Source organism: Marinimicrobium sp. LS-A18, from assembly GCF_000463525.1.
GTDB lineage: Bacteria > Pseudomonadota > Gammaproteobacteria > Pseudomonadales > Cellvibrionaceae > Marinimicrobium > Marinimicrobium koreense.
In genome coordinates this window covers 418,423-438,383 of record NZ_AWEP01000005.1, presented here as the reverse complement: position 1 = coordinate 438,383, position 19,961 = coordinate 418,423, and the positions used below count along the sequence as shown (strand labels likewise).

At 60.5% G+C, this 19,961-nt stretch carries 23 protein-coding genes; 9 read left to right on the top strand and 14 right to left on the bottom strand.

The window, feature by feature from the left end:
• Positions 1-25: 25 nt before the first annotated feature.
• Genes N645_RS0109820 through N645_RS0109810 form a run of 3 tightly spaced genes read left to right on the top strand, consistent with a single transcriptional unit; the run spans position 26 to position 2,260 of the window.
• Positions 26-1,147: a peptidase C39 family protein gene (locus N645_RS0109820; protein WP_024461336.1), complete on the top strand. Its 1,122-nt coding sequence runs from the start codon at positions 26-28 to the stop codon at positions 1,145-1,147.
• A 32-nt stretch (positions 1,148-1,179) separates the two neighbouring features.
• Entirely contained in the window at positions 1,180-1,863 is a 684-nt protein-coding gene (locus N645_RS0109815; protein WP_024461335.1) for a M48 family metallopeptidase, read from the top strand.
• Positions 1,864-1,897: 34 nt separating this feature from the next.
• Complete coding sequence (locus N645_RS0109810; RefSeq protein WP_024461334.1) at positions 1,898-2,260, top strand: DUF2750 domain-containing protein; 363 nt, start codon at positions 1,898-1,900, stop codon at positions 2,258-2,260.
• A gap of 35 nt (positions 2,261-2,295) precedes the next feature.
• On the opposite strand, the gene N645_RS0109805 is transcribed toward N645_RS0109810, so the two are convergent.
• Positions 2,296-3,423 carry an FAD-dependent oxidoreductase gene (locus N645_RS0109805; protein WP_024461333.1) on the bottom strand — a complete coding sequence of 376 codons (1,128 nt, stop codon included), beginning with the start codon at positions 3,421-3,423 and terminating at the stop codon, positions 2,296-2,298.
• A gap of 102 nt (positions 3,424-3,525) precedes the next feature.
• A complete protein-coding gene (locus tag N645_RS0109800; protein WP_024461332.1) occupies positions 3,526-3,870 on the bottom strand; it encodes a hypothetical protein in 345 nt (114 codons plus the stop codon).
• A 469-nt stretch (positions 3,871-4,339) separates the two neighbouring features.
• On the opposite strand from N645_RS0109800, the gene N645_RS18165 reads away from it, so the two are divergent.
• From N645_RS18165 to N645_RS0109780, 4 genes are all read left to right on the top strand, one after another.
• Positions 4,340-4,759 (top strand): LEA type 2 family protein, encoded by a 420-nt coding sequence (locus N645_RS18165; RefSeq protein WP_193744964.1) that lies wholly within the window; start codon positions 4,340-4,342, stop codon positions 4,757-4,759.
• A 21-nt stretch (positions 4,760-4,780) separates the two neighbouring features.
• Entirely contained in the window at positions 4,781-7,033 is a 2,253-nt protein-coding gene (parC, locus tag N645_RS0109790; RefSeq protein ID WP_024461330.1) for a DNA topoisomerase IV subunit A, read from the top strand.
• A 66-nt stretch (positions 7,034-7,099) separates the two neighbouring features.
• A complete protein-coding gene (locus N645_RS0109785; RefSeq protein WP_024461329.1) occupies positions 7,100-7,363 on the top strand; it encodes a PilZ domain-containing protein in 264 nt (87 codons plus the stop codon).
• 10 nt (positions 7,364-7,373) lie between these two features.
• Complete coding sequence (locus tag N645_RS0109780) at positions 7,374-8,492, top strand: polysaccharide deacetylase family protein (protein ID WP_081666009.1); 1,119 nt, start codon at positions 7,374-7,376, stop codon at positions 8,490-8,492.
• A gap of 256 nt (positions 8,493-8,748) precedes the next feature.
• Here N645_RS0109780 and N645_RS16920 read toward each other — a convergent pair whose 3' ends face one another.
• The 3 genes from N645_RS16920 to N645_RS0109765 are packed head-to-tail and all read right to left on the bottom strand — an operon-like array spanning position 8,749 to position 11,422.
• Complete coding sequence (locus tag N645_RS16920; RefSeq protein WP_024461327.1) at positions 8,749-9,651, bottom strand: glucosaminidase domain-containing protein; 903 nt, start codon at positions 9,649-9,651, stop codon at positions 8,749-8,751.
• A gap of 60 nt (positions 9,652-9,711) precedes the next feature.
• Entirely contained in the window at positions 9,712-10,383 is a 672-nt protein-coding gene (locus N645_RS0109770; protein ID WP_024461326.1) for a replication protein P, read from the bottom strand.
• Positions 10,295-11,422 (bottom strand): DnaT-like ssDNA-binding domain-containing protein, encoded by a 1,128-nt coding sequence (locus N645_RS0109765; protein WP_024461325.1) that lies wholly within the window; start codon positions 11,420-11,422, stop codon positions 10,295-10,297. Before N645_RS0109765 ends, N645_RS0109770 begins: the two co-directional genes overlap by 89 nt.
• Before the next feature lie 82 nt (positions 11,423-11,504).
• Between N645_RS0109765 and N645_RS0109760 the strand changes: the two genes are divergently transcribed.
• A complete protein-coding gene (locus N645_RS0109760; RefSeq protein WP_024461324.1) occupies positions 11,505-12,302 on the top strand; it encodes a class I SAM-dependent methyltransferase in 798 nt (265 codons plus the stop codon).
• Positions 12,303-12,401: 99 nt separating this feature from the next.
• Here N645_RS0109760 and cfa read toward each other — a convergent pair whose 3' ends face one another.
• Positions 12,402-13,589: a cyclopropane fatty acyl phospholipid synthase gene (cfa, locus tag N645_RS0109755; RefSeq protein WP_024461323.1), complete on the bottom strand. Its 1,188-nt coding sequence runs from the start codon at positions 13,587-13,589 to the stop codon at positions 12,402-12,404.
• A gap of 188 nt (positions 13,590-13,777) precedes the next feature.
• Positions 13,778-14,542: an EAL domain-containing protein gene (locus N645_RS0109750; RefSeq protein ID WP_024461322.1), complete on the bottom strand. Its 765-nt coding sequence runs from the start codon at positions 14,540-14,542 to the stop codon at positions 13,778-13,780.
• Positions 14,543-14,850: 308 nt separating this feature from the next.
• On the opposite strand from N645_RS0109750, the gene N645_RS16915 reads away from it, so the two are divergent.
• On the top strand, positions 14,851-15,033 hold the full coding sequence (locus N645_RS16915) for a DUF2061 domain-containing protein (RefSeq protein WP_036160783.1): 183 nt from the start codon (positions 14,851-14,853) through the stop codon (positions 15,031-15,033).
• On the opposite strand, the gene N645_RS16910 is transcribed toward N645_RS16915, so the two are convergent.
• From N645_RS16910 to hisI, 7 genes are all read right to left on the bottom strand, one after another.
• On the bottom strand, positions 15,030-15,929 hold the full coding sequence (locus tag N645_RS16910) for an ABC transporter substrate-binding protein (RefSeq protein ID WP_036160780.1): 900 nt from the start codon (positions 15,927-15,929) through the stop codon (positions 15,030-15,032). The two genes, N645_RS16915 and N645_RS16910, sit on opposite strands and share 4 nt — an antisense overlap.
• Positions 15,930-15,937: 8 nt before the next feature.
• Positions 15,938-17,431 carry a methyl-accepting chemotaxis protein gene (locus tag N645_RS0109735; protein ID WP_024461321.1) on the bottom strand — a complete coding sequence of 498 codons (1,494 nt, stop codon included), beginning with the start codon at positions 17,429-17,431 and terminating at the stop codon, positions 15,938-15,940.
• 97 nt (positions 17,432-17,528) lie between these two features.
• The gene (gene tatC / locus N645_RS0109730; protein ID WP_024461320.1) at positions 17,529-18,293 is read right to left on the bottom strand and encodes a twin-arginine translocase subunit TatC; all 765 of its coding nucleotides are present in this window, start codon (positions 18,291-18,293) and stop codon (positions 17,529-17,531) included.
• A gap of 8 nt (positions 18,294-18,301) precedes the next feature.
• Positions 18,302-18,793: a Sec-independent protein translocase protein TatB gene (gene tatB, locus N645_RS17755; protein WP_024461319.1), complete on the bottom strand. Its 492-nt coding sequence runs from the start codon at positions 18,791-18,793 to the stop codon at positions 18,302-18,304.
• Between the two features lie 101 nt (positions 18,794-18,894).
• Positions 18,895-19,164, bottom strand: a complete 270-nt coding sequence (tatA, locus tag N645_RS0109720) for a twin-arginine translocase TatA/TatE family subunit (protein ID WP_024461318.1) — start codon at positions 19,162-19,164, stop codon at positions 18,895-18,897.
• A gap of 15 nt (positions 19,165-19,179) precedes the next feature.
• The gene (locus N645_RS0109715) at positions 19,180-19,533 is read right to left on the bottom strand and encodes a phosphoribosyl-ATP diphosphatase (RefSeq protein WP_024461317.1); all 354 of its coding nucleotides are present in this window, start codon (positions 19,531-19,533) and stop codon (positions 19,180-19,182) included.
• Positions 19,534-19,535: 2 nt separating this feature from the next.
• Positions 19,536-19,946: a phosphoribosyl-AMP cyclohydrolase gene (gene hisI, locus N645_RS16900; protein WP_036160765.1), complete on the bottom strand. Its 411-nt coding sequence runs from the start codon at positions 19,944-19,946 to the stop codon at positions 19,536-19,538.
• Positions 19,947-19,961 lie beyond the last annotated feature (15 nt).

The following is a 19,961-nucleotide window of genomic DNA, read 5'->3' as shown; positions in this document are numbered from 1 at the left end:
AGTGAATCTGATGAAGGCGGTATCCATGTCCTCCCTCCCCCTTGAGAGCGTAAGGCCCGATGATCTCGACGCCCTCGTCGCTCTGGAGCAACGCTGTTTTACCAGCGACCGCCTCAGCCGCCGCAGCTTTCGCCGCTGGCTGGAGGGCGACCAGCGGGTACTTCTGGTCGCGCGCGATGGCGACCGTCTGGCCGGCTACATACTGGTTCTGTTTCACCGGGGGACGCGCCTGGCGCGCATGTACTCGCTGGCGGTGGATCCGGACTACCGGGGCCAGGGGTTGGCGCGGCGCCTGATCGGCGCCGGGGAAGACGGCGCGCGGGACAGTGGCCGGTTCTATATGCGCCTGGAGGTCAGCAGTAAAAACACCAGCGCCATCGCCCTTTACGAGACCCTGGGGTACAAACAGTTCGGGCTGTATCAGGACTACTACGAGGACCACACCGATGCGCTGCGTTACCAGAAGCGGATCCGGGTGGTGGGTGATACCGCCTATCACCGGGCCATTCCCTGGTTGGCCCAGAGTACCCGCTTTACCTGCGGTCCGGCGTCGCTGATGATGGCCATGGCCGCCCTGAAGCCGGACTACCAGCCTTCCGATACCGAGGAACTGCGCCTGTGGCGCGAGTCCACGACCATCTTCATGACCTCGGGCCACGGTGGTTGCCACCCCATGGGCATGGCCCTGGCTGCCGACACCCGGGGCTACCGGGCGGAAGTCTGGGTCAACCATGATGGGCCGCTGTTTCTCGATGGGGTGCGCGATGAGACCAAAAAGCCGGTCATGATGCTGGTGCATGAGGATTATCGCCACGCGCTTGAGGAGCGGGCCGTTCCGGTTCACTATCGCGAGGTTCGTCAGGATGATCTGATCGCGGCGTTTGATCGCGGTGGGGTGCCGATCATCCTGATCAGCACCTACCGGATGGACAGCAAAAAAGCGCCCCACTGGGTCGTCATGAGTGGCTATGACGAAGAGTGTATTTATGTTCACGACCCGGATCCGGATGGCCAGGGGCAGACCGCGCTGGATTGCCAATACCTTCCTCTGGCGCGGGCCGATTTCGAGCGGATGACCAGTTTCGGCCGAAGCCGGCTGCGTACCGCGGTGATTCTGTCCCGTGAGTTGTCCGGTCCGGGGGAATAAAAATTTGATGTTACGCAAAGCGAGCCCTGCCTGTGCGCTATACCATTAAACGATCCTCGCGCCGCCGCACGGTCAGCCTGGAGGTACGCGATGCCCAGTTGCTGGTGCGAGCCCCGGTCGGCATAGCGGAGCGGGATCTGGACCGGTTTGTCCGTCAGAAAAGCGACTGGATCGCGCGCAAAGTGCGCGCTCAGCAGCAGATGCTGGCCCGGATTCCGGAGTATCGCTATGTATCCGGCACCCGCCTGCCTTTCATGGGGCAACAACTGACGCTCTCGGTGACCATGGGGAGTTGTGGCCGGGTAGAGCAGGTGGGTGACCGATTGGCGGTCTGTTGCTCGCGACGCAGTCGGCTTGAACCTGAGGCGCAGGCCCGGCGGCTGGTGCAGGGGTGGTACCGGGAGCAGGGACTGGAGCGATTGCGCGCGAAAACCGATGCGTTGACTCGTCAGATGGAGCTGAGCCACTCCGGGGTCAAAGTGAGAGTGACCCGATCAAAGTGGGGGCACTGCACCCGCTCGGGTGAGATTCAGTACAACTGGCAGATTCTTCTGGCCCCGGAGGCGGTTGTGGACTATCTTGTCGCTCACGAAGTCTGTCACCTGCGTCACATGAACCATAGCCGGGCATTCTGGCAACTGGTCGGACAAGTGTGCCCCGATTACCCCCGTCAGCGGGATTGGCTTAAGGCCAATGGCCGCTGTCTGGTATTGTAACCCCTGTCGTTAGAAGCCCAAGGAAACGCCCATCATGACCGCACTGAGCGATGACCCCGCTGAAAACCTCGATCGTTTTATTGTCGAAGCGATGGACCACGGCTGTGTTTACGGGCTCGAAGGCCCGGATGGTTGGGCGCTGTGTCCTTCCGAGAAATATGATGACAGCGATGTGATGCCCCTGTGGTCCGAGCTGGCCCTGGCACAGGTGCACTGTCGGGAGGAGTGGACCGACTACAAACCCGTGCCGATCGATCTGGAAGAGTTTCTGGACGACTGGCTGCCCGGTATGCACGACGATGAACTGCTGGTCGGGGTGAACTGGGATGAATCCCTCGAAGGGGAAGAAATTGAGCCCATGGACCTGCTCGAGGAATTTGAGCAGGAAATGGAGTAGCGACTGCCTACCTGATCCGCCCCCACTCCGGGCCTTCAGGCCCGGGGGAAACTCGCCATGACCTTCCGGTCCCGCCGATATTTCCAGCGTTCGATCCACTTGCCACCCCAGACCTGATTGCCGTAACGGGCCAGGGCGTAATCATTACTGGTGGTAATGATCGACAGCGTTCGTCGGCCGGGCTTGTAGCGTCTGAGTGGTTCACCGGCCAGAGCGCGGGCCAGATTGGCGGCCAGCACCGGCGCCTGCCGCAGCGCCAGGCTCGCTGCGGCTCCGGGCTCTGGCCCGCCAGACACACTGGCGACCGCGCCGGCGGCGAACACGAACGGATGATTGACCGCCTGTAGATGTGCATTGACCTGAATCCGGCCCCGGTCGGTCAGTGCCAGCCCCGATGTTCTGACCCAGGCGCCCGGTTGCCCGGATACACACCAGATCACGCTGTCCATGGGCAGGTGCTGGTGGCGATCGGTGTAGATCTGCTGGCCATCCACGCGTGCCACATCAAAGAGGGGGTGGACCCGAATCTCCCGCTCCTGCAGTAATTGTGCGGCTCTTAGCTGAGCGGCGAGGGGGAACTCGGGCAGCAGCTTGCCGCCACCGTGGACCAGGTGGATGCTCACCGGTGCCTTCAGGTTATCTTCATGCAGCAGCCGCTGGCGAACGGCCAGGGCCATTTCCACACCATCGAGATTGCCGCCAATCACGCCCAGGTTGGCCGGGTTGTTCCGGCTTCGGGCACAGAGATCTGCCAGTGTTTCCTGCCAGCGGGGCAAAAACCCACTGATCGGACGTGTGCTCATGCCGTGCTCGGCCAGCCCGGGGATGGTATCGGTGGCCTGCAGGCCGGTGTTGACCGACAGGAGGTCAAAGGCAATGGCGTCGCCATTGTCGAGTGTCGCCAGGCGCTGTTCCAGATTCAGGGAGGCCAGGCGGCCGAACTGCAATTCGGTGTGCGTGGCCCGGCAGAGCTGGCCCAGGTCGATGTGGCAATCCCGAAAGCGAAAGCGCCCGGCAATCAGCCCGGGCAGCATGCCCGAGTAGGGAACAAACCGCTCTGGTGACAGCAGTATCACTCGCACATCGTCGGGTAGCAGGTGGCGGGCGTTGGCCAGGTAGAGGGCGTGCGTCAGGCCGCCACCGGCCAGAAGCAGAGTTCGCATAACAACGGCGCTCAGGCAAAAGCCGAGAGCATAGCGAACCCGGTGCCCAGCGTCTACGGAGTGCCGGTAATTCTGACAGTCACTGGTTGGGGTGGGGAGCGGTTATTCTCCGCCTCTGGCGCTGGAGGCGATGTCTTCGTCGACGAATCCGAACAGGTAGTCGTGGAGGATGTCGACCTGGTGCAGGTGGACGTAGGTTTCGAGTTGTTCGAGTTCGGCGAAGGCGGGGCTGATGGCGGCTGTGGGGGTCAGACGGTAGTCCCGGGTGACGAGTACGAAGGATTTATTGGCGGTGGGTACGGGGGTTTTGTGCAACAATTGCAGGACGCAGAAGTCGAAGTCCAGGCACAGGCGCATGAGATTGGGGTAGTTGGTTTCCTGGCGATCGATGAAACGAATTTCCCGGCTGCCCAGTAGTTCGTCGGTGCTGAGCGGGTGCTTGGGCATAGACTCTCTCGGTGTTGTTGGCTCGGTTGATTCTTGTTGGGGTGGTCCATTTGGGTCAGTCTGTGCGGGATTACACCACAGCGCTCCCTGACGTCATGTGATATACCTCACAAAAGCTTCAGGGGCCGTCACTGCAATCCACGGGGTGGTGTAGTCTGCTTGGAAACATTACTGGACTGGTTTCAGTCTGCTGCTGAATAGGAGAGTAGAGCGCATGTGGTATCAATTGTTGACGGTTATAGAACGTTTGATGAGCGCAGGACGTCCGGCACGGATAGGGGTAGACCGTTCCTGGACACGCCGTAAACCCATGATGTGCATGGATGCACGAATGCCGCGATGGCATGGATGCCAAGGAGCGGCCCCTGGGGGCTCGCAACCGCGCTTCCCGCGCTCTACGGTCCAGGAACGGTCTACCCCTATCCGCGCCTCAGTGCTTCGTACCGGGCTTTTTGCCGTGGTGGCCTTGATGCTCGCCGCCTGCTCGCAGATTCCTTTCGGTATTCAGGAGCCTCAGGTCAAGGTCACGGGGCTGGAGCTTTTGCCGGCTCAGGGTATGGAGCAGCGCATTGCGGTTCATCTCGGTATCACCAATCCCAATGCGCGGGATTTGTCCGTGCGCGGGATCTCTTATAACATCGGCATCGAAAACATCGATGTCTTGAGTGGCGTTTCCAGCCGAGTGCCCACCCTCAAGGCGTATGAGGAGACTCCGGTGACCGTGGAGGTCTCTGCCAACCTGTTGTCCATTGCCCGGTTGGTCCAGCACTTCAGCCAGCGGGCGGTCAGTGACCGGGTCAGTTACAATTTCGACGCCAAGTTGGATTTCAGCCAGTGGTTGCCGTCCATGCGGGTCTCGGAGCAGGGCGAGATCAAGCTGCAGTATTAACGATAACGACCAGGAATTTGCATGAACGAAGTCGTAGTATCCCCCGACGCTGAAGAGCGCATTCCCCTCAAAGACTATACCGAGAAGGCGTATCTGGATTATTCCATGTACGTCATTCTCGATCGCGCCCTGCCCAATATCGGTGACGGGCTCAAGCCGGTTCAGCGCCGTATTGTCTATGCCATGAGCGAGCTGGGGCTGAAGGCGACGGCGAAGTTCAAGAAGTCGGCCCGTACGGTCGGCGATGTGATCGGTAAGTTCCACCCGCATGGGGATTCGGCCGCTTACGAGTCCATGGTGTTGATGGCTCAGCCGTTTTCGTACCGGTACACCCTGGTGGACGGGCAGGGGAACTGGGGGTCGCCGGATGACCCCAAGTCGTTTGCCGCCATGCGTTACACCGAGTCGCGTCTGGCGCGCTACAGTGAGGTGCTACTGGAGGAGTTGGGCCAGGGTACGGTGGATTGGCAGCCGAATTTCGACGGCACCATGGATGAGCCCAAGGTGCTGCCCGCCCGGGTGCCCAATGTGCTCCTCAATGGCACCACCGGCATTGCGGTGGGGATGGCCACGGACATTCCGCCCCATAACCTGCGGGAGGTGGTCGAGGCCTGTATTCATCTGCTCGATAACCCCAAGGCGGATGTGAACGAGCTGTGCCAGTTTATTCAGGGCCCGGATATGCCCACCGAGGCGGAGCTGATCACGCCCCGGGAAGATCTGATCAAGATGTACCAGACCGGCCGGGGCAGTCTGCGCATGCGCGGTGTTTGGACCAAGGAAAAGGACAGCGGCGATATCATCATTACCGCGCTGCCCCATCAGGTCAGCGGCGCCAAGATTCTGGAGCAGATCGCGGCTCAGATGCAGGCCAAGAAGCTGCCCATGGTCACCGATCTGCGGGATGAGTCGGACCACGAAAACCCCACCCGTCTGGTGATCACCCCGCGCTCCAACCGGGTGGATGCCGAGCAGTTGATGCAGCATCTGTTCGCCAGTACCGACCTGGAGAAAACCTACCGGGTCAATATGAACATGATCGGCATCGATGGTCGTCCAGGGGTGAAAAGCCTGGATGTCATTCTGTCCGAGTGGCTCAGCTTCCGCACGGTCACCACCCGGCGTCGTCTGCAGTTCCGGCTGGACAAGGTGCAGAAGCGCCTGCACCTGTTGGAAGGCCTGCTGATCGCCTATCTGAACATCGATGAGGTCATCCACATCATCCGCACCGAGGACGAGCCCAAAGCGGTGTTGATGGAGCGCTTCAAGCTGTCCGACGTTCAGGCCGACTACATTCTGGACACCAAATTGCGCCAGTTGGCGCGGCTTGAGGAAATGAAGATCCGGGGCGAGCAGGAGGCCCTGGAAAAAGAGCGGGATCAGCTCGAGAAAACCCTCGGCTCCGCCACCCGTCTGAAAACCCTAATTCGCAAAGAGCTGCAGCAGGTGGCCAAGGAATACGGCGATGATCGCCGCTCGCCCATCGTTCAGCGCGAGGAGGCCCAGGCATTCAGTGAAACCGAGTTGATCGGGGTGGACCCGGTGACCGTGGTGGTGTCCGAAAAGGGCTGGATCCGATCGGCGAAAGGTCATGAGATCGATCCGGCGGCGCTCAACTACAAAGCCGGGGACAGCTTCAAGTTTGCCGTGCGCGGCAAGACCAACCAGAGTGTGATGCTGCTCGATTCCACCGGACGCAGTTACGCCATTGCGGCCCACAATCTGCCCTCTGCCCGTGGGCAGGGTGAGCCCTTGAGTGGACGACTGAATCCCCCCAATGGAGCCACTTTCGAGGGCGCCCTGATGGGTAGTGATGAGCAGCGGGTGCTGCTCGCGTCGGACGCCGGGTACGGCTTTGTGGCCAAACTGGGGGATCTCTACAGTAAAAACCGCGCGGGCAAGGCCATGTTGAGCCTGCCCAAGGGCGGGCGGGTACTGGCGCCCCAGGTGCTGGAAAACCCCGAGAAAGATCTGTTGGCGGCGGTGAGCAACGAGGGCCGGCTCCTGGTGTTCCCGGTCACGGAACTGCCCGAGCTGGCCCGCGGCAAGGGCAACAAGATCATGAATATTCCGTCGGCCCGGGTGCAAAGCCGCGAGGAGTATGTGATTGCGGTGGGCGTCATCGCCGAGGGGCAGTCGCTGACGCTGCACGCGGGTAAGCGCCACCTGACGCTCAAGGCCGGTGATCTGGACCACTACCGGGGCGAGCGTGGCCGGCGGGGCAACAAGCTGCCGCGCGGCTTCCAGAAGGTGGACCGGGCCGAGGTCTCCTGAGGCCTGGTCTCCCGAGTCTTGGGGCCGCCGGCTGTCGGACCAACAATAATAACCTGAGGACGCACTATGAGTGACAAGCGGGAGTACACGCGCACGCCCCTGGCCTGCCGGATTAAAATTCAGCATGAAACCATTGGCGAATTGATGGTCAAAACCCGTGATATCTCCGATGGTGGAGTGTTCGTGGTGCTCGAGCCGGATCAGATGCCGCCCATTGGGTCGGTGGTGACCGGGCAGGTTCAGGGCATGCCGGTGGAGGCACCGGTGGTGAAAATGGAAGTCGTGCGCACCGAACCCGACGGCATCGGATTGAAGTTTCTTCAGGATTAGCGGAGGTTGTATGCTCGTCACTAAGCCGGTCAGGCGTTCCCTGGCTCTGGTGGCCCTGGTCGCCGGGGTGTTGGGATTACTGTTGTCTCTGGCGGCGGGAAGCCCGGCGCAGGCCGCCGTGGTACTGCAGTACCACCATGTGAGCGAGTCGACCCCCGCCTCGACCAGTGTGACGCCCAAGCGGTTCCGTTCGCATATGGACTATCTGGAAAGCCATGACTTTGACGTCGTGCCTCTGGAGGCGCTGGTTGAGGCGCTGCGCTCCGGCGAGCCGCTGCCCGATCGCACCGTGGCCATCACCTTTGACGATGCCTACGAGTCGGTTTACTCCGCTGCCTACCCGATGCTGAAGGAGCGGGGCTGGCCGTTCACAGTGTTTGTGAACACTGATCCGCTGGATCAGGGCAAGGGCGGTTTTACCTCCTGGGATCAGCTGCGCGAAATGGCCGAACATGGCGCCACCATCGCCAACCACTCCACCAAGCACAACCACCTGCAGCGCCGCAAAGCCGGTGAAAGCCAGGGGCAGTGGCGCGAGCGGATTGAGTCCGAGGTGGTGGACGCCGAGCGGCGCATCAAGGAAGAGACCGGCCAGAACCACAAGATGCTGGCCTACCCCTATGGCGAGTACAACAATGAAGTGAAAGACCTGTTGGCGTCCCTGGGCTACGTGGCTTTCGGCCAGCAGTCCGGCCCGATCGGCGACCACAGCGATTTGCGGGCCCTGCCGCGCTTCCCGTTTGGTGGCCCCTATGGCGAGATTGAAGAGTTTGCCACCAAGGCGCAAACCCGCGCCATGCCCATAGAGTCCGTCGAGCTGTACGCGGACTCGGAACTGGAACAGCCCCTGGATGAAGTGGTGGTGGCAGCCGGCGCCCGGCCGGTGTTGGTGTTGAACCTTGAACAGGACAACCTGGCCGGTCGCATCAACTGCTTTGCCGGTGGCCAGGGGGCCATAGAGACCCGTGTGGAGGGGCGCCAGTTGATCACTCAGCCCGGCAAGCCCCTGACGCCGGGTCGTACCCGCTATAACTGTACCGCGGGCACCGGGGAGTCCGGCCGCTTCTACTGGTTCTCCCAGCAGTGGCTGGTGACCGACAAAGACGGTCGCTGGGTGCACGAGAACTGAGATTTGGCAGTGATTGTCGGGTTACGCCTTCGGCTAACCCGACCTACGCAGACCCAGGAACACCCACCAAGCTACCCCGTAGGTCGGGTTAGCCGAAGGCGTAACCCGACAACCCCAGGCACGGGGCATAGTAAGCTACCCCGTAGGTCGGGTTAGCCGAAGGCGTAACCCGACGATTGCCAGCCCGGTTCACAGCTTGTTCCGGGCCGGTCTGACACGTCGGAGCGCGCAGCTCATAATCCGGCAGTTGCAGCCGTTACCCCGCCTCGGTCTGCGACTCGGCTTCGGCCTTTGCGGGTACTTCGGGCTCCTCCGGCGTCAACCAGGCTTCATGTACCTGCTCCAGCTCGTTGTAGCGGATCAGTTCCTTGAGCTCCTCAATATACGCCTGCCCGCGGCTCGAATACCGGATCAGCCCCTGCACCATTGCCATACCCGTGGGTACCATGTCCTGAGCACGCTGTTGAGCGCGAATTTCCCGCACCTCCCGGTAGGCCCGGTTGGTGTTGATGTTGCGGAAGTAAGTCGACACAGCCTCGTTGACCGTAGCAAACTTCTGTACCTCGTGACTCATATCGTCCGAGCGGGCGTTGGGCACCAAGCCGCAGCCCTTGCGGTAACACCACTGGCCGAACAGATTGTTGGCTTCCTGGGCAAAGCGCGAGGTACCCCAGCCAGATTCTGCCGCCCCCTGAGCCAGAACCATCTCCAGGGGGAGTATATCCACCCGCTTGTGCAGCTCGTCCAGGGCGTCCGAGGCGTTCGGGTAGTTGTCTTCATTCACGCGGAAATGGATACGCAGGCGCTCAAGCTGGGCCCGCTGGCGGCTGCTGAGGCTCTTGTCGGCGGCGAGCACCGAGCGCATGTCGATCACGTCTTCGCGCAGCTGCTCCAACTGGTGATTGCGCCATTCCACCATGGGAACCAGCATCTCAAAAAAGGCCCGTTTGCGATCGGGGATATGGCCTATGCTGGCAAAATCCGGTAGCTGCTTTACCTCGGCGGGGCGCGGTACCGCTGGTGGCTCCTGCCGACCAGCCACGGACTCTTCCATGGGCTGGGGCGGGTGGTAGGCCAGGTAAAACGTCAGCACCAGACAGCCAAGGGGAAAGGCCACCAGGCCCAGGCCCAGTAGCCACTGGGTGAAACCCTGCTTCATACAATCACCTTCTAATACATCAATCCAAACAAAGGGTTACGTCGTCGGGCGGGCAAAGGATCAGAGATCCAGCTCGCGCCGCAGCGCCTCCAGCCGCTGATGGTTCTCATCGGCTGACAGAGGCGTTTCGGTGGTTTCGGGAAGGGCGGGCGCCTGGGGGAGGGGTAACTCCGCGCCGTTCATCACCTGTTCGCAAAAGCGCTGGTAGTGACGCTCAAACACCGGGAAGGCCACTTTTTCGGCACTGCTGGCCAGGAAAAACCAGTCGCTGGCCAGGCCGGCATGGTACACCGCCGGATGGCTCCAGCGCTGGGCCGCTTTGGGGCTGGGCGCCCGGCAGGCCTCCACATAGGCGCTGTGTGCGTCCGGCAGGCCAAACTCGGTCGGGTCGCCCTGGCAGGCGCGCATCATGCGGTTCAGGGTTGGCAGGAACTCGGACTCTTCAATGACCTTGCGCGCGCCCCGGCGGATGGTGTCCGGTTCAAAGCGGGTCAGGCTGTCCAGCCAGAGCTTTTTGATCTGGTTGAGCACCTGGGTGTCGCTGTAGGCCTTGTAGTACTGGTTATGGTAATTGATGCGGAACAGGGCAAAGGCCTCATTGAGGGCATCAATATGCCCATCGGTGGCGGCCCGGCGCGACTGCTCAGCGGGCCCAGCTTCGGTCGGTGAGGTCCTGGACGAGGCTGCGATCGCGCGTTGTGCCTGGTCGAGTAGGGTCTTGCTGTCCTGCATGTTGGCCTGCCTGTGGGTTGTGCGTGGTCAGAGCGTGCTGGCGTGCCCAATGATACTTTACGTGCTGCAGAAACTTGGTGTTCCAGGAGCTGTGCACCTGGTTGCTGTCGCGCCAGTAGAGCACGAACTCCGGCACCTGACGCTGGGCGAACGCCAGGTCGATATTGGCCAGTTTGAGCACGTCGTACACATCCTGACTGGGCTGCCAGTTTTCCGGGATGCGCCGCGGCTCGGTATCGTGCTCGAGAGCAGCATTATACCTGAGCCACTGGCGTTTGACGTGCTGGATGAATTTGCTGTTCCAGGTGCGCCCCACATCGCCCCGCTCCTGCCAGTAGAGCACGAACTCGGGAATGGCGTCCTCGATGAACGCCAGGCTGATATTGGCGTGCTTGACCAGCACCTCCAGCGCATCCCGACTGGGGCGCCAGCCGCTGTGCATGGCCACCTCCCGGTCGCGGCGGACCTGGTGCTCGGTCTGGGCCTCGCGCCACTGGCGCAGCAGATGCTTGAGGAACTTGGCTCCCCAGGCGTGGTGGCTCTCGCCACGCTCGCGCCAGTAGGCAATGAACTCCGGCAATTGCTCGCGCACAAAATGGTCTGGAATGTTGTGCTGGGCAATGTGCCGCATCAGCTCGGCATCCGGTCGCCAGTGGGGGCTGATCCGGTTGGCTCCGGTCTGCGGGTCCGGGTTGTGGGCGGCGGGAGCGGCCGGGGCGCTCTGGGTCCGGTCGGTTTCGTTGAAGGCAAACAGCAGCTGGCGGCTTTCGGTGTAGGGGGCGGACTCGATCAGGATGATCCCTTTGTCCCGCAGGCTTTTACTCACCCGCTGCAGGTCCTGGTCGCTCCAGAAGGGCAGCAGCGATTGCAGTTGCGGCGCTTCGAGCTTCAGCCAGTGGTGCCCCTGCCGGTAGGTACCCGGCCGGTAGTGGGCAACATCGCTGAGGGCGCTGAGCAGAATCGCTTCTTCCAGGCCGATGGTGGCAGCCAGTGAGGGCGAGAACAGCAGGGGTTTTTCGGGGATCAGCGATGAGGTCATGGGCGCTACTTTAGCACTGTTTGGGGGTGGGGTGCATGGGCCTGCTATTATACCCGCTGTCACTCAAAACCCGGAGGTCACTTTGCCAAAGAGAAAGTCCAAACCCCGTTTTACGGCCAAGAACTCGGACCGACACGATCTGTATCAGCGCAGTGTTCAGGCACCGGAGTTCGAGGTGGAGTTCTTTGACAAAACATTCAAGAAGCTGCGCAAACGCCGCCCTTACTCCATGCGTGAAGACTTCTGTGGTACCGCGCTATTGTGTGGCCACTGGGTGGACAGCCACAAAAAACGCACGGCGCTCGGCGTGGATATCGATCCGGATGTGTTGCAGTGGGGAGTCGAAAACAACCTCAAGCCCTTAGGGGAACCGGGCAATCGGGTCACACTGGCTCAGCGCGATGTGCGTCAGGTCACCCGGGAGAAGTTCGACCTGGTCAATGCCATGAACTTCAGTTACTGGATTTTTCAGGAGCGGGCGGAGATGGTCCGCTACTTCAAGGCGGTGCGAAAGTCTCTGGTGAAAGACGGCATATTCTTCCTGGATATGTACGGCGGATGGGAATCCCAGGAGGTCATGGAGGAGGCCCGAAAGATCGAGGGCGGCTTTACCTACGTGTGGGACCAACACAGTTTCGATCCGATGACCAATGTGGCGGTCAATTACATTCACTTCCGATTTCGGGACGGCAGTGAAATGAAGCGTGCGTTTAAATACGTATGGCGCCAGTGGTCCATGGTGGAGATTCGTGAGCTGCTGACTGAGGCGGGCTTTAAAAAGCTGCACATCTATTGGGATGTGGCCGATGGCAGTTTTCGGGAGCGCAAGAAGATGGATAACCAGCCGGGGTGGCTTGCGTATATTGCAGCGTTGGTTTGAATTGCCGTGGGGGGATTACGGCGGGTAGCACAGTAGTTCGCGTAGGGCGGATAAGGCCGAAGGCCGCATCCGCCGTAACCTCAATCCGCCGTTACCACCTCACCGCAAACTACGATACTCCCGCATGCTGTCCGGCTTGCTGTAAACAACCTGCCAGAGCTGCCCTTCACGGGAGCGGAAATAAGCCGCGCAGCTCAGCAGATAATATTTCCACATGCGGTAAAAATGCCCCTGATCGTACTTGTCTTTCAGCTCCGGCCAGGCGGCGTCAAAGTTGTGCCACCAGGCCATCAGGGTGCGGTCGTAATCCGGTCCGAAGTTGTGCCAATCTTCCAGACGCAGCAGCCCCAGGCTGGTGTCGTTGATCAGCTTGCGACAGGGAATTTCGCCGTTGGGGAAAATGTATTTTTCGATAAACGGATCGACGCCATTTCGCTGCCGGTCCGTACCGATGGTGTGCAGTAGAAACAGACCGTCATCGGCAAGGAGGCGGCTGACCGTATCAAAGTAGGTGCGGTAATTTTTGTGCCCGACATGCTCGAACATGCCCACCGAGACAATGCGGTCAAACTGACCTTCCAGGGCCCGGTAATCCACCAGACGGATCTCCACCGGTAGCCCGGCGCAGTGCTCCTGGGCCAGTCGCTGCTGCTCTTTGGAAATGGTGATGCCCGTGACCTTGGCACCATAGTGGCGTGCGGCGAACTCGGCCAGTCCGCCCCAGCCGCAACCGATATCCAACAGGGTCATGCCCGGTTTCAGTTCCAGCTTGCGGCAGATCACGTCCAGCTTCTGGTATTGCGCTTCTTCCAGGTTGTCGGCGTCCGCCCAGTACGCACAACTGTAGATCATGCGCGAGTCGAGCATACGCCGATACAGGTCGTTACCGATATCATAGTGAACCTCGCCCACTTTGAAGGCCCGGTTGGGGTCCTGTTTGTTGATCACCGCGGCGCTCAGGTACGCCTTCAATAGCTGAAGCGTGCCAAACTTTTTCAGTCGACGCTCCAGGTGGGCGTGGAGAACGCGGGTCATCATCTCATCGATGCGATCGCAGTCCCAGTGGCCCTGCATGTAGGCTTCGGCAAAGGCCAGGGGCGCGCCCGAAGACAGTGCACGGGACAGAAACGAGGGATCGTACACCCGAATGTCCCAGGGGCGATCACCGTTGATGCGGATGTCGGCTTCGGCCGCCAGTTCAATGAAAAACTGCTCGGCGGCGGTGTGTTTCTCGGTGCTGGGTGGGGTTTGCGCTGCTGCTTCCGGGGCTGAGGTGGTGTTCGCCATAATCCATCATTCTCCTGCAGTTTTAAAAACAGGGAGGCGGTACGTCACTGATCCGCGCGTTTATACCTTTCGCTTGAGAGCTTTATAGCTCAACAACATAGCGCCGGAGCGCCGGGTTATCCAATAAATAAAAGTAATTCTGGCCCTTGTCAATGAAGGCGGCCGTTGGGGCCGCCCCCTATAATTGATCAAAGTGCACTGTAATCCACCTCTGGCAGGGCTTCCACCTCGGGCCTGGCCAGCAGATAACCCTGGATCAGGTGAACGCCCATGGAGCGCAGCGTCGCCAGCTCTCCGGCGGTTTCCACGCCCTCGGCGATGACTTCCACGCCCAGTTCCCGGCAGGTGTTCACCACTCCATGGACGATGGACTGACGAATCCGGTTGGTATCAATATGCCGGATCAGGGCCATATCGAGCTTGATGATCCCGGGCTGAAAGTCCGCCAGCAGGTTGAGCCCGGCGTGGCCGGCGCCAAAATCGTCAATGGCGGTGGTGAAGCCCTGCGCATTGTATTCTTCGAAAATGCCCTCCAAGTGGCCGGGATCGCCCACCGGCTCGGATTCGTTGACCTCAAAGATGATGCGGTTGCACGGAAAATCGTACTTGTCTGCCGCCGCCAGGGTAGCGCGAATACAGCTTTTGGGTTCGTAGACGGCATTGGGCAGAAAGTTGATGCTCAAGAATGTGGTCATCCCCAGCTTGGCCGCCAGCTCGATGGCTTTGGTCCGGCAGGATTGATCAAACTGGTAGCGATTGTCATCGGTGACTTTCTGGAGAATCTGGAAGGCGCCTTCGCCCTGAGTGCCGCGCACCAGCGCTTCGTAGGCGAACACTTCGCGTTTTTCGATATCCACAATCGGCTGAAACGCCATGGTGAACTCGAAGGGGAGTGAGGGGAGATCCCGACAGCGACTGCAGCCTGTGGCTATCTGGGGTTCGGATTGCGACATGAAAACCAGCCCTTTGCGTTTGAACGGCACTTCTTGGATGCCTTATACGTGATGGATATGCCCACCCTCTCGATGGACGGCCGGCGAGTTCAGTATAGACAAGTTCTCCCCAAATAGCGTCATGCGGGGGCGCAAAAAAGTGTAAAAATGCGCCATATTTACACTGGCCGACATTTCTTGGTCGTTAGTCCAGCACTATCAGGGCGATATGGCAAATCAAGTTTATTTATAAATGGGAGTCATTATTATGGCTGTAAAGGGCGGGAATTCCCTCGCCACTATGATGTTCAGAGGGTCGGGAGGCGATCATGACCAAAACAATGACGTTCGCTGTGCTGCACTTTACCGTGGCCTTCAGCGTGGCCTATGTGATCACCGGCAGTTGGGTGCTGGGCGGCGCCGTGGCGTTGATCGAGCCGGCGATCAACACCGTGGCCTACCACTTTCACGAGCTCGGCTGGAAGCGCCTGGAGCGCCGGGCGGCCCACTAGTCCTCGGCGCTCTGCTCCCGCAAGCGCTCCATGTCGAGCCAGTACTCCTCGCGGCTCCGGGGTGTTTCCTCCGTGAGGGTCGGGTTCTCCAGCGGGAAAGCGCGTCGCTCGGCGAGGTTCGAGCGGGTCAGCGCATCTTCAATCATCGGGTGCTGGAAGAAATACTCATCGTAGCGCCCGCTCTCCAAGGCTCGGTCCAGCCCGCTGTGAATGGCCTCCGCCAGGGCCGCATCTTCCTGGCTGACAAACAGGTAAAACGGCAGCGGATACACCAGAACCAGGCGCTCCTCCACCGTCAGCGGCAAGTCCGGGCGCGCCGCCAGCTCGGTCCAGGGCTCCAGAACGCCCCGCGGGAAAGCGTCAAACCGACCGCCCTCCACCATATAGAACAGGTTGTCATACTTACTGGTCGTGATGACCTCCAGACCATTGGCCTCCAGAATCGCAATATCGGGCCAGCCGGCGCCCTGTCCGAAGGTCAGGCGGCTCAGGTCAGCCCTGTCTTCCACCCGGGTCATGGCGGATTGGCGGTCCGGGTTGATGATGAAGACCCGGTAGCCCAGCAGGCCTTTCAAGAGCGGGAAGCGGATGGGACGCAGGCGGTTTTCCACTTCCTGGTTTGACGACAGCCACATCACGTCCATCTGATCCGATTCCAACCGCTCAATGGCGCGGGTCTGGGTGATAGGGTCATCGCTGATGGCAAGCTCGTAGTCGCCGTCCATAAACTCCAGCGCGACCCGCAGGGCGCCCACGGCAAACTCATCCAGTGGGTGATCGGTCTGATTGACGCGCAGCGTGGTCTGGGCCTGACTGGCGGCGGTGATGCCGATCAGAGCCAGTATTCCGCATCCGCGTCGAGCGTGGGCGAGCAGCCGCTGTAACCTGTGTGACATGGCGAGCCTCAAACTTTGAAATTGTGCATGCGCCGCTGCAGCTCGTTGTTCTCCTGCAGCAGCTCGTCGGAGCTGGCCCGCATACTACGGGCGTTGTCCGACACTTTGCCCGAGAGGGCGAAAACGGACTCGATGAAGCGATTCACCTCGCTGGCCACCGAGCTCTGCTCTTCGGCGGCGGTGGCCACCTGATGATTCATGTCGTTGATGGTGCTGATGTGGGCCTGAACGCTTTCCAGCACCTGCTGCACCTCTTTGCCGCTCTCCACGGTCTGTTGTGCCCAGTGGGTATTCTGCTCCATGGCATCGTGGGCCTCATCGGCGTGAGTCTGCAGTTGCAACACAATCTGCTCGATCTCCTCGGTGGAGCTCTGGGTGCGCTGGGCCAGGGTGCGGACCTCATCGGCCACGACCGCAAAGCCGCGGCCCTGATCTCCGGCGCGGGCCGCCTCGATGGCGGCGTTCAGCGCCAGTAGGTTGGTCTGCTCGGCAATCGCGCGAATCACCTCAATGACCTTGCCGATATTCTGGCTGCTGTCTTTCAGCAGGGTAATCTTGTCGGCGGTCTGCTCGATCTGTTGGGTCAGGCGCTGAATATTGCTCTGGGATGACTGCACCACGCTGACTCCGCGGCTGGAGGCATCGTGGGTGTCCCGGGTGCGCTCGGCGGTTTCGCCCGAGGAGCGGGCGACCTCTTCGGCGGACGCCGAGAGCTGGTTGATGGCGGTGGAGGCCTGCTCCAGTTGCTTGAGCTGTTCGTCGGTCGAGTGGGAGCTGTCGTTGGACGCCTGGTTCATCTGCTGGACGTGCTCATCAAAGGTGTTGGTCACCTCGACCACCCCGCGAATGATGGCGGCAATCTGGTCGATCACCCGGTTGTAGCTGTGGGACAGATGCGCAATTTCGTCCCCGCTGTCGGTCGGCAGGCGCCGGGTCAGGTCGCCACCGCCCTCGGCGATATGGCTCAGGTTGTCGGTAATCAGGTTCAGGGGTTTGAGAACGATGCGTCGAACCAGCAGCGCTAAGGTGAACAACGCCGCCACCAACAGGGCTACGACCATGATCACGCCCATGGACACCTGATTGCTCAGTACCTGCGCCATCTGCTCCGAGGAGAACACCACGTTGTAGCGGCCGATCACATCGCCGTCGCGGATCACTTCCACGGCATCGCGCCGGTGTTGATTGCCGGGCGCGGCCGGGTCACTGACCTGGGCATCGGCCATGGCTTTACCCCGGTGGTCGGTGATTTCCAATTGGTCGATAAGTGCGGTATTGACCAGGGATTCGGCGATGGCCTCAAGCTGCTGGAAGTCGTAGGCGAACAGTGGCTCGAGCAGCGAGGAGTTGATCAGCTCAAGGTTACGGTCAATTTCCTGCTCGAAGTTGCTCTGCTGCTGTCGCGCCAGATAGGTGTAACTGGCGGCCAGAATAATGGCGGCCACGGTGAGCATCAGCGCCGCCATGGCGGCCATGAGTTTGAAAGAGAGTGAGCGAAGCATAGGAGGCCCTGCTGCAATGGTTGCTTATAGTAGTTTTTACCATTTATAGCACAGGTCGGAAAAATATACACGTCAGAGTGGCGCCAAATATCTCTGTTTAGAGCTCCTTCTCTTCCTCTGCCTCACGGGCGCGATCCCGCCGGTACACCATGCGGCCAAAGAAGACGCCCACCTCGAACAGCAGCCACATGGGCAGTGCCAACAGCGTCTGGGAGATCACATCCGGTGGAGTCAGAATCATCCCCATGACGAAGCAGCCGACGACCACATAAGGGCGTTTTTGGGCGATGCCATCCGGAGTGATGATGCCGGCGTGAATCATCAGGATGGTGGCAATGGGAATCTCGAACGCCACGCCGAAGGCGAAAAACAGCTTCAGCACGAAGTCCAGGTATTTGGCCATATCGGTCATCACCGCCACACCTTCGGGCCCGACACTGGTGAAAAACCCGAATATCAGCGGAAACACCACAAAATAGGCGAACGCCATACCGCCGTAAAACAGCACTACACTGGAGGCCAACAACGGCAGAGCCAGGCGCTTCTCGTGGGTGTACAGGCCGGGGGCGATAAAGGCCCAGATCTGGTGCAGGATAAACGGCGCCGCCAGCAGCACCGCCACAAACAGGGTGAGTTTGAACGGTGTCAGGAAGGGGGAGGCCACGTCGGTGGCGATCATCCCCGCCGATTCGGGCAGGAATTTCTGCAGCGGGGCCGCGGTCAGGGTGTAAATATCGTTGGCAAAGTAGAACAGGCCCAGAAAGATCACCAGCACGATAATGATGATCCGCAGCAGGCGATTGCGCAGTTCGATCAGGTGCTGAACCAGGGGCAGCTCTTTGTCGTTCGGGGTTACGGTCATGCTCGGGCTCAGGAAGAGGGCGTCTGTGAATCGCGCGGTGCCTTGGCCGGCTCGGATGAGGCATCGGCGGGCTCGGAATCCGTGCCCTTGCCGTCCGCCTCGCGGGTGTCGGTATCGGCACCGGTATGGCTGGACGGGTCGCTGTTCTTTGGCCCAGTCTGCTCGTCTGGCTCAGTGTGCGCGTGATCGGGCAGCTCGGGCTCGTCTTCATCCTTGTATTTTTTCAGTGGCGTCTTGAAAGAGCCTTCTTCCACCGCTTCCTGCACCTGGCGGCGGGTGGCTTCCAGGCTGCGCATCACCTCTTCATTGTGCAACTGGCGGCGAATATCGTCGGCGCCGAGCTGTTTTTCCAGCTCGCTGCGGGTTTCCCGCAGGCTGCGCTTGAGCCGGCCGATCCACAGGCCCACGGCGCGCGCCGCTTCGGGCAGGCGCTCCGGGCCAATGACCACCAGGCCCACAATCGCGATGATCAGCAGCTCAAAGAAACCGATATCGAACACTCAAACACCTTTCAAATAAGGCAGACACTGGATTGGCGCCCTCCCGCCCGGGAGTTGCACCGCTGGCTCAGTCAGGGCACGCCCGAGGGCGTTGCCGGGGATCACGAGCGGTTCTTGTCTTCCGCTGCGGATTTTTCCTGCTGGGTCTGAGCGCTGTTCGGGTCGGTTTTGTCTTCAACGTTGCGCTTGGCGCTGTCGTCGTCTTTTTCGCTGTCTTTCTCGGCGTCGTCATCGCTGACCGACTTCTTGAAGCCCTTGATGGCTTTACCCAGGTCGCTGCCAATACTGCCCAGACGCTTGGTGCCGAACAAGAGAACCACAATGGCCAGAATGATCAGCAACTGCCAAATGCCAATTCCACCAAATCCCATAACCTTACCCTCTACTTATGTTTGGTTGTTGCGCGCCGCTTTTTCGGCGTGGCCGGATAAATCAAAGCGCCGCGCCAGCTCGTTGAGCACCGCGTCGGCATTTTCGCCTAAATGCGACAGCATGACCAGACTGTGGAACCACAAGTCGGCGGTTTCCATGATCAGGTGCTGGTTGTCGCCATTGCGTTCGGCATCCTTGGCCGCGAGCAGGGTTTCGGTGCACTCCTCGCCCACTTTCTCCAGAATCTTGTTCAGCCCCTTGGCGTGCAGGCTGGCGACGTAGGATGACTCGGGGTCCGCGTTCTGTTTGCGGGCCTCCAGAACGCGGGTCAATTCGGCCAGAACCTGCTCGGTGTTCGGTGTGCTCATGCTCAGTAAATCTCGTTGGGGTCTTTCAGAACCGGCTCCATGGTCTGCCACTGGCCCTCTTTCAGGGTCCGGTAAAAACAGGACTCCCGGCCGGTGTGGCAGGCGATACCGCCCAGTTGTTTCACCTTGAGCACAATGGCATCGGCGTCACAGTCCAGCTCAATGCTTTTCAGTTCCTGCACATGGCCCGAGGATTCGCCTTTGCGCCACAGCTTACCCCGGGAGCGGGACCAGTAAACGGCTCGGTTTTCCCGGGCGCTCAGGGCGAGGGATTCGCGGTTCATCCAGGCCATCATCAGAATCCGGCCGCTGTCGGCGTCCTGGGCGATGGCGGGAACCAGCCCGTCGTCGTTCCATTTGACCTGATCGAGCCAGGCGCTCTGAGTGTTGTCGGGGGTATTCGGGGTGCTCATGGTGATTTGGCGCTT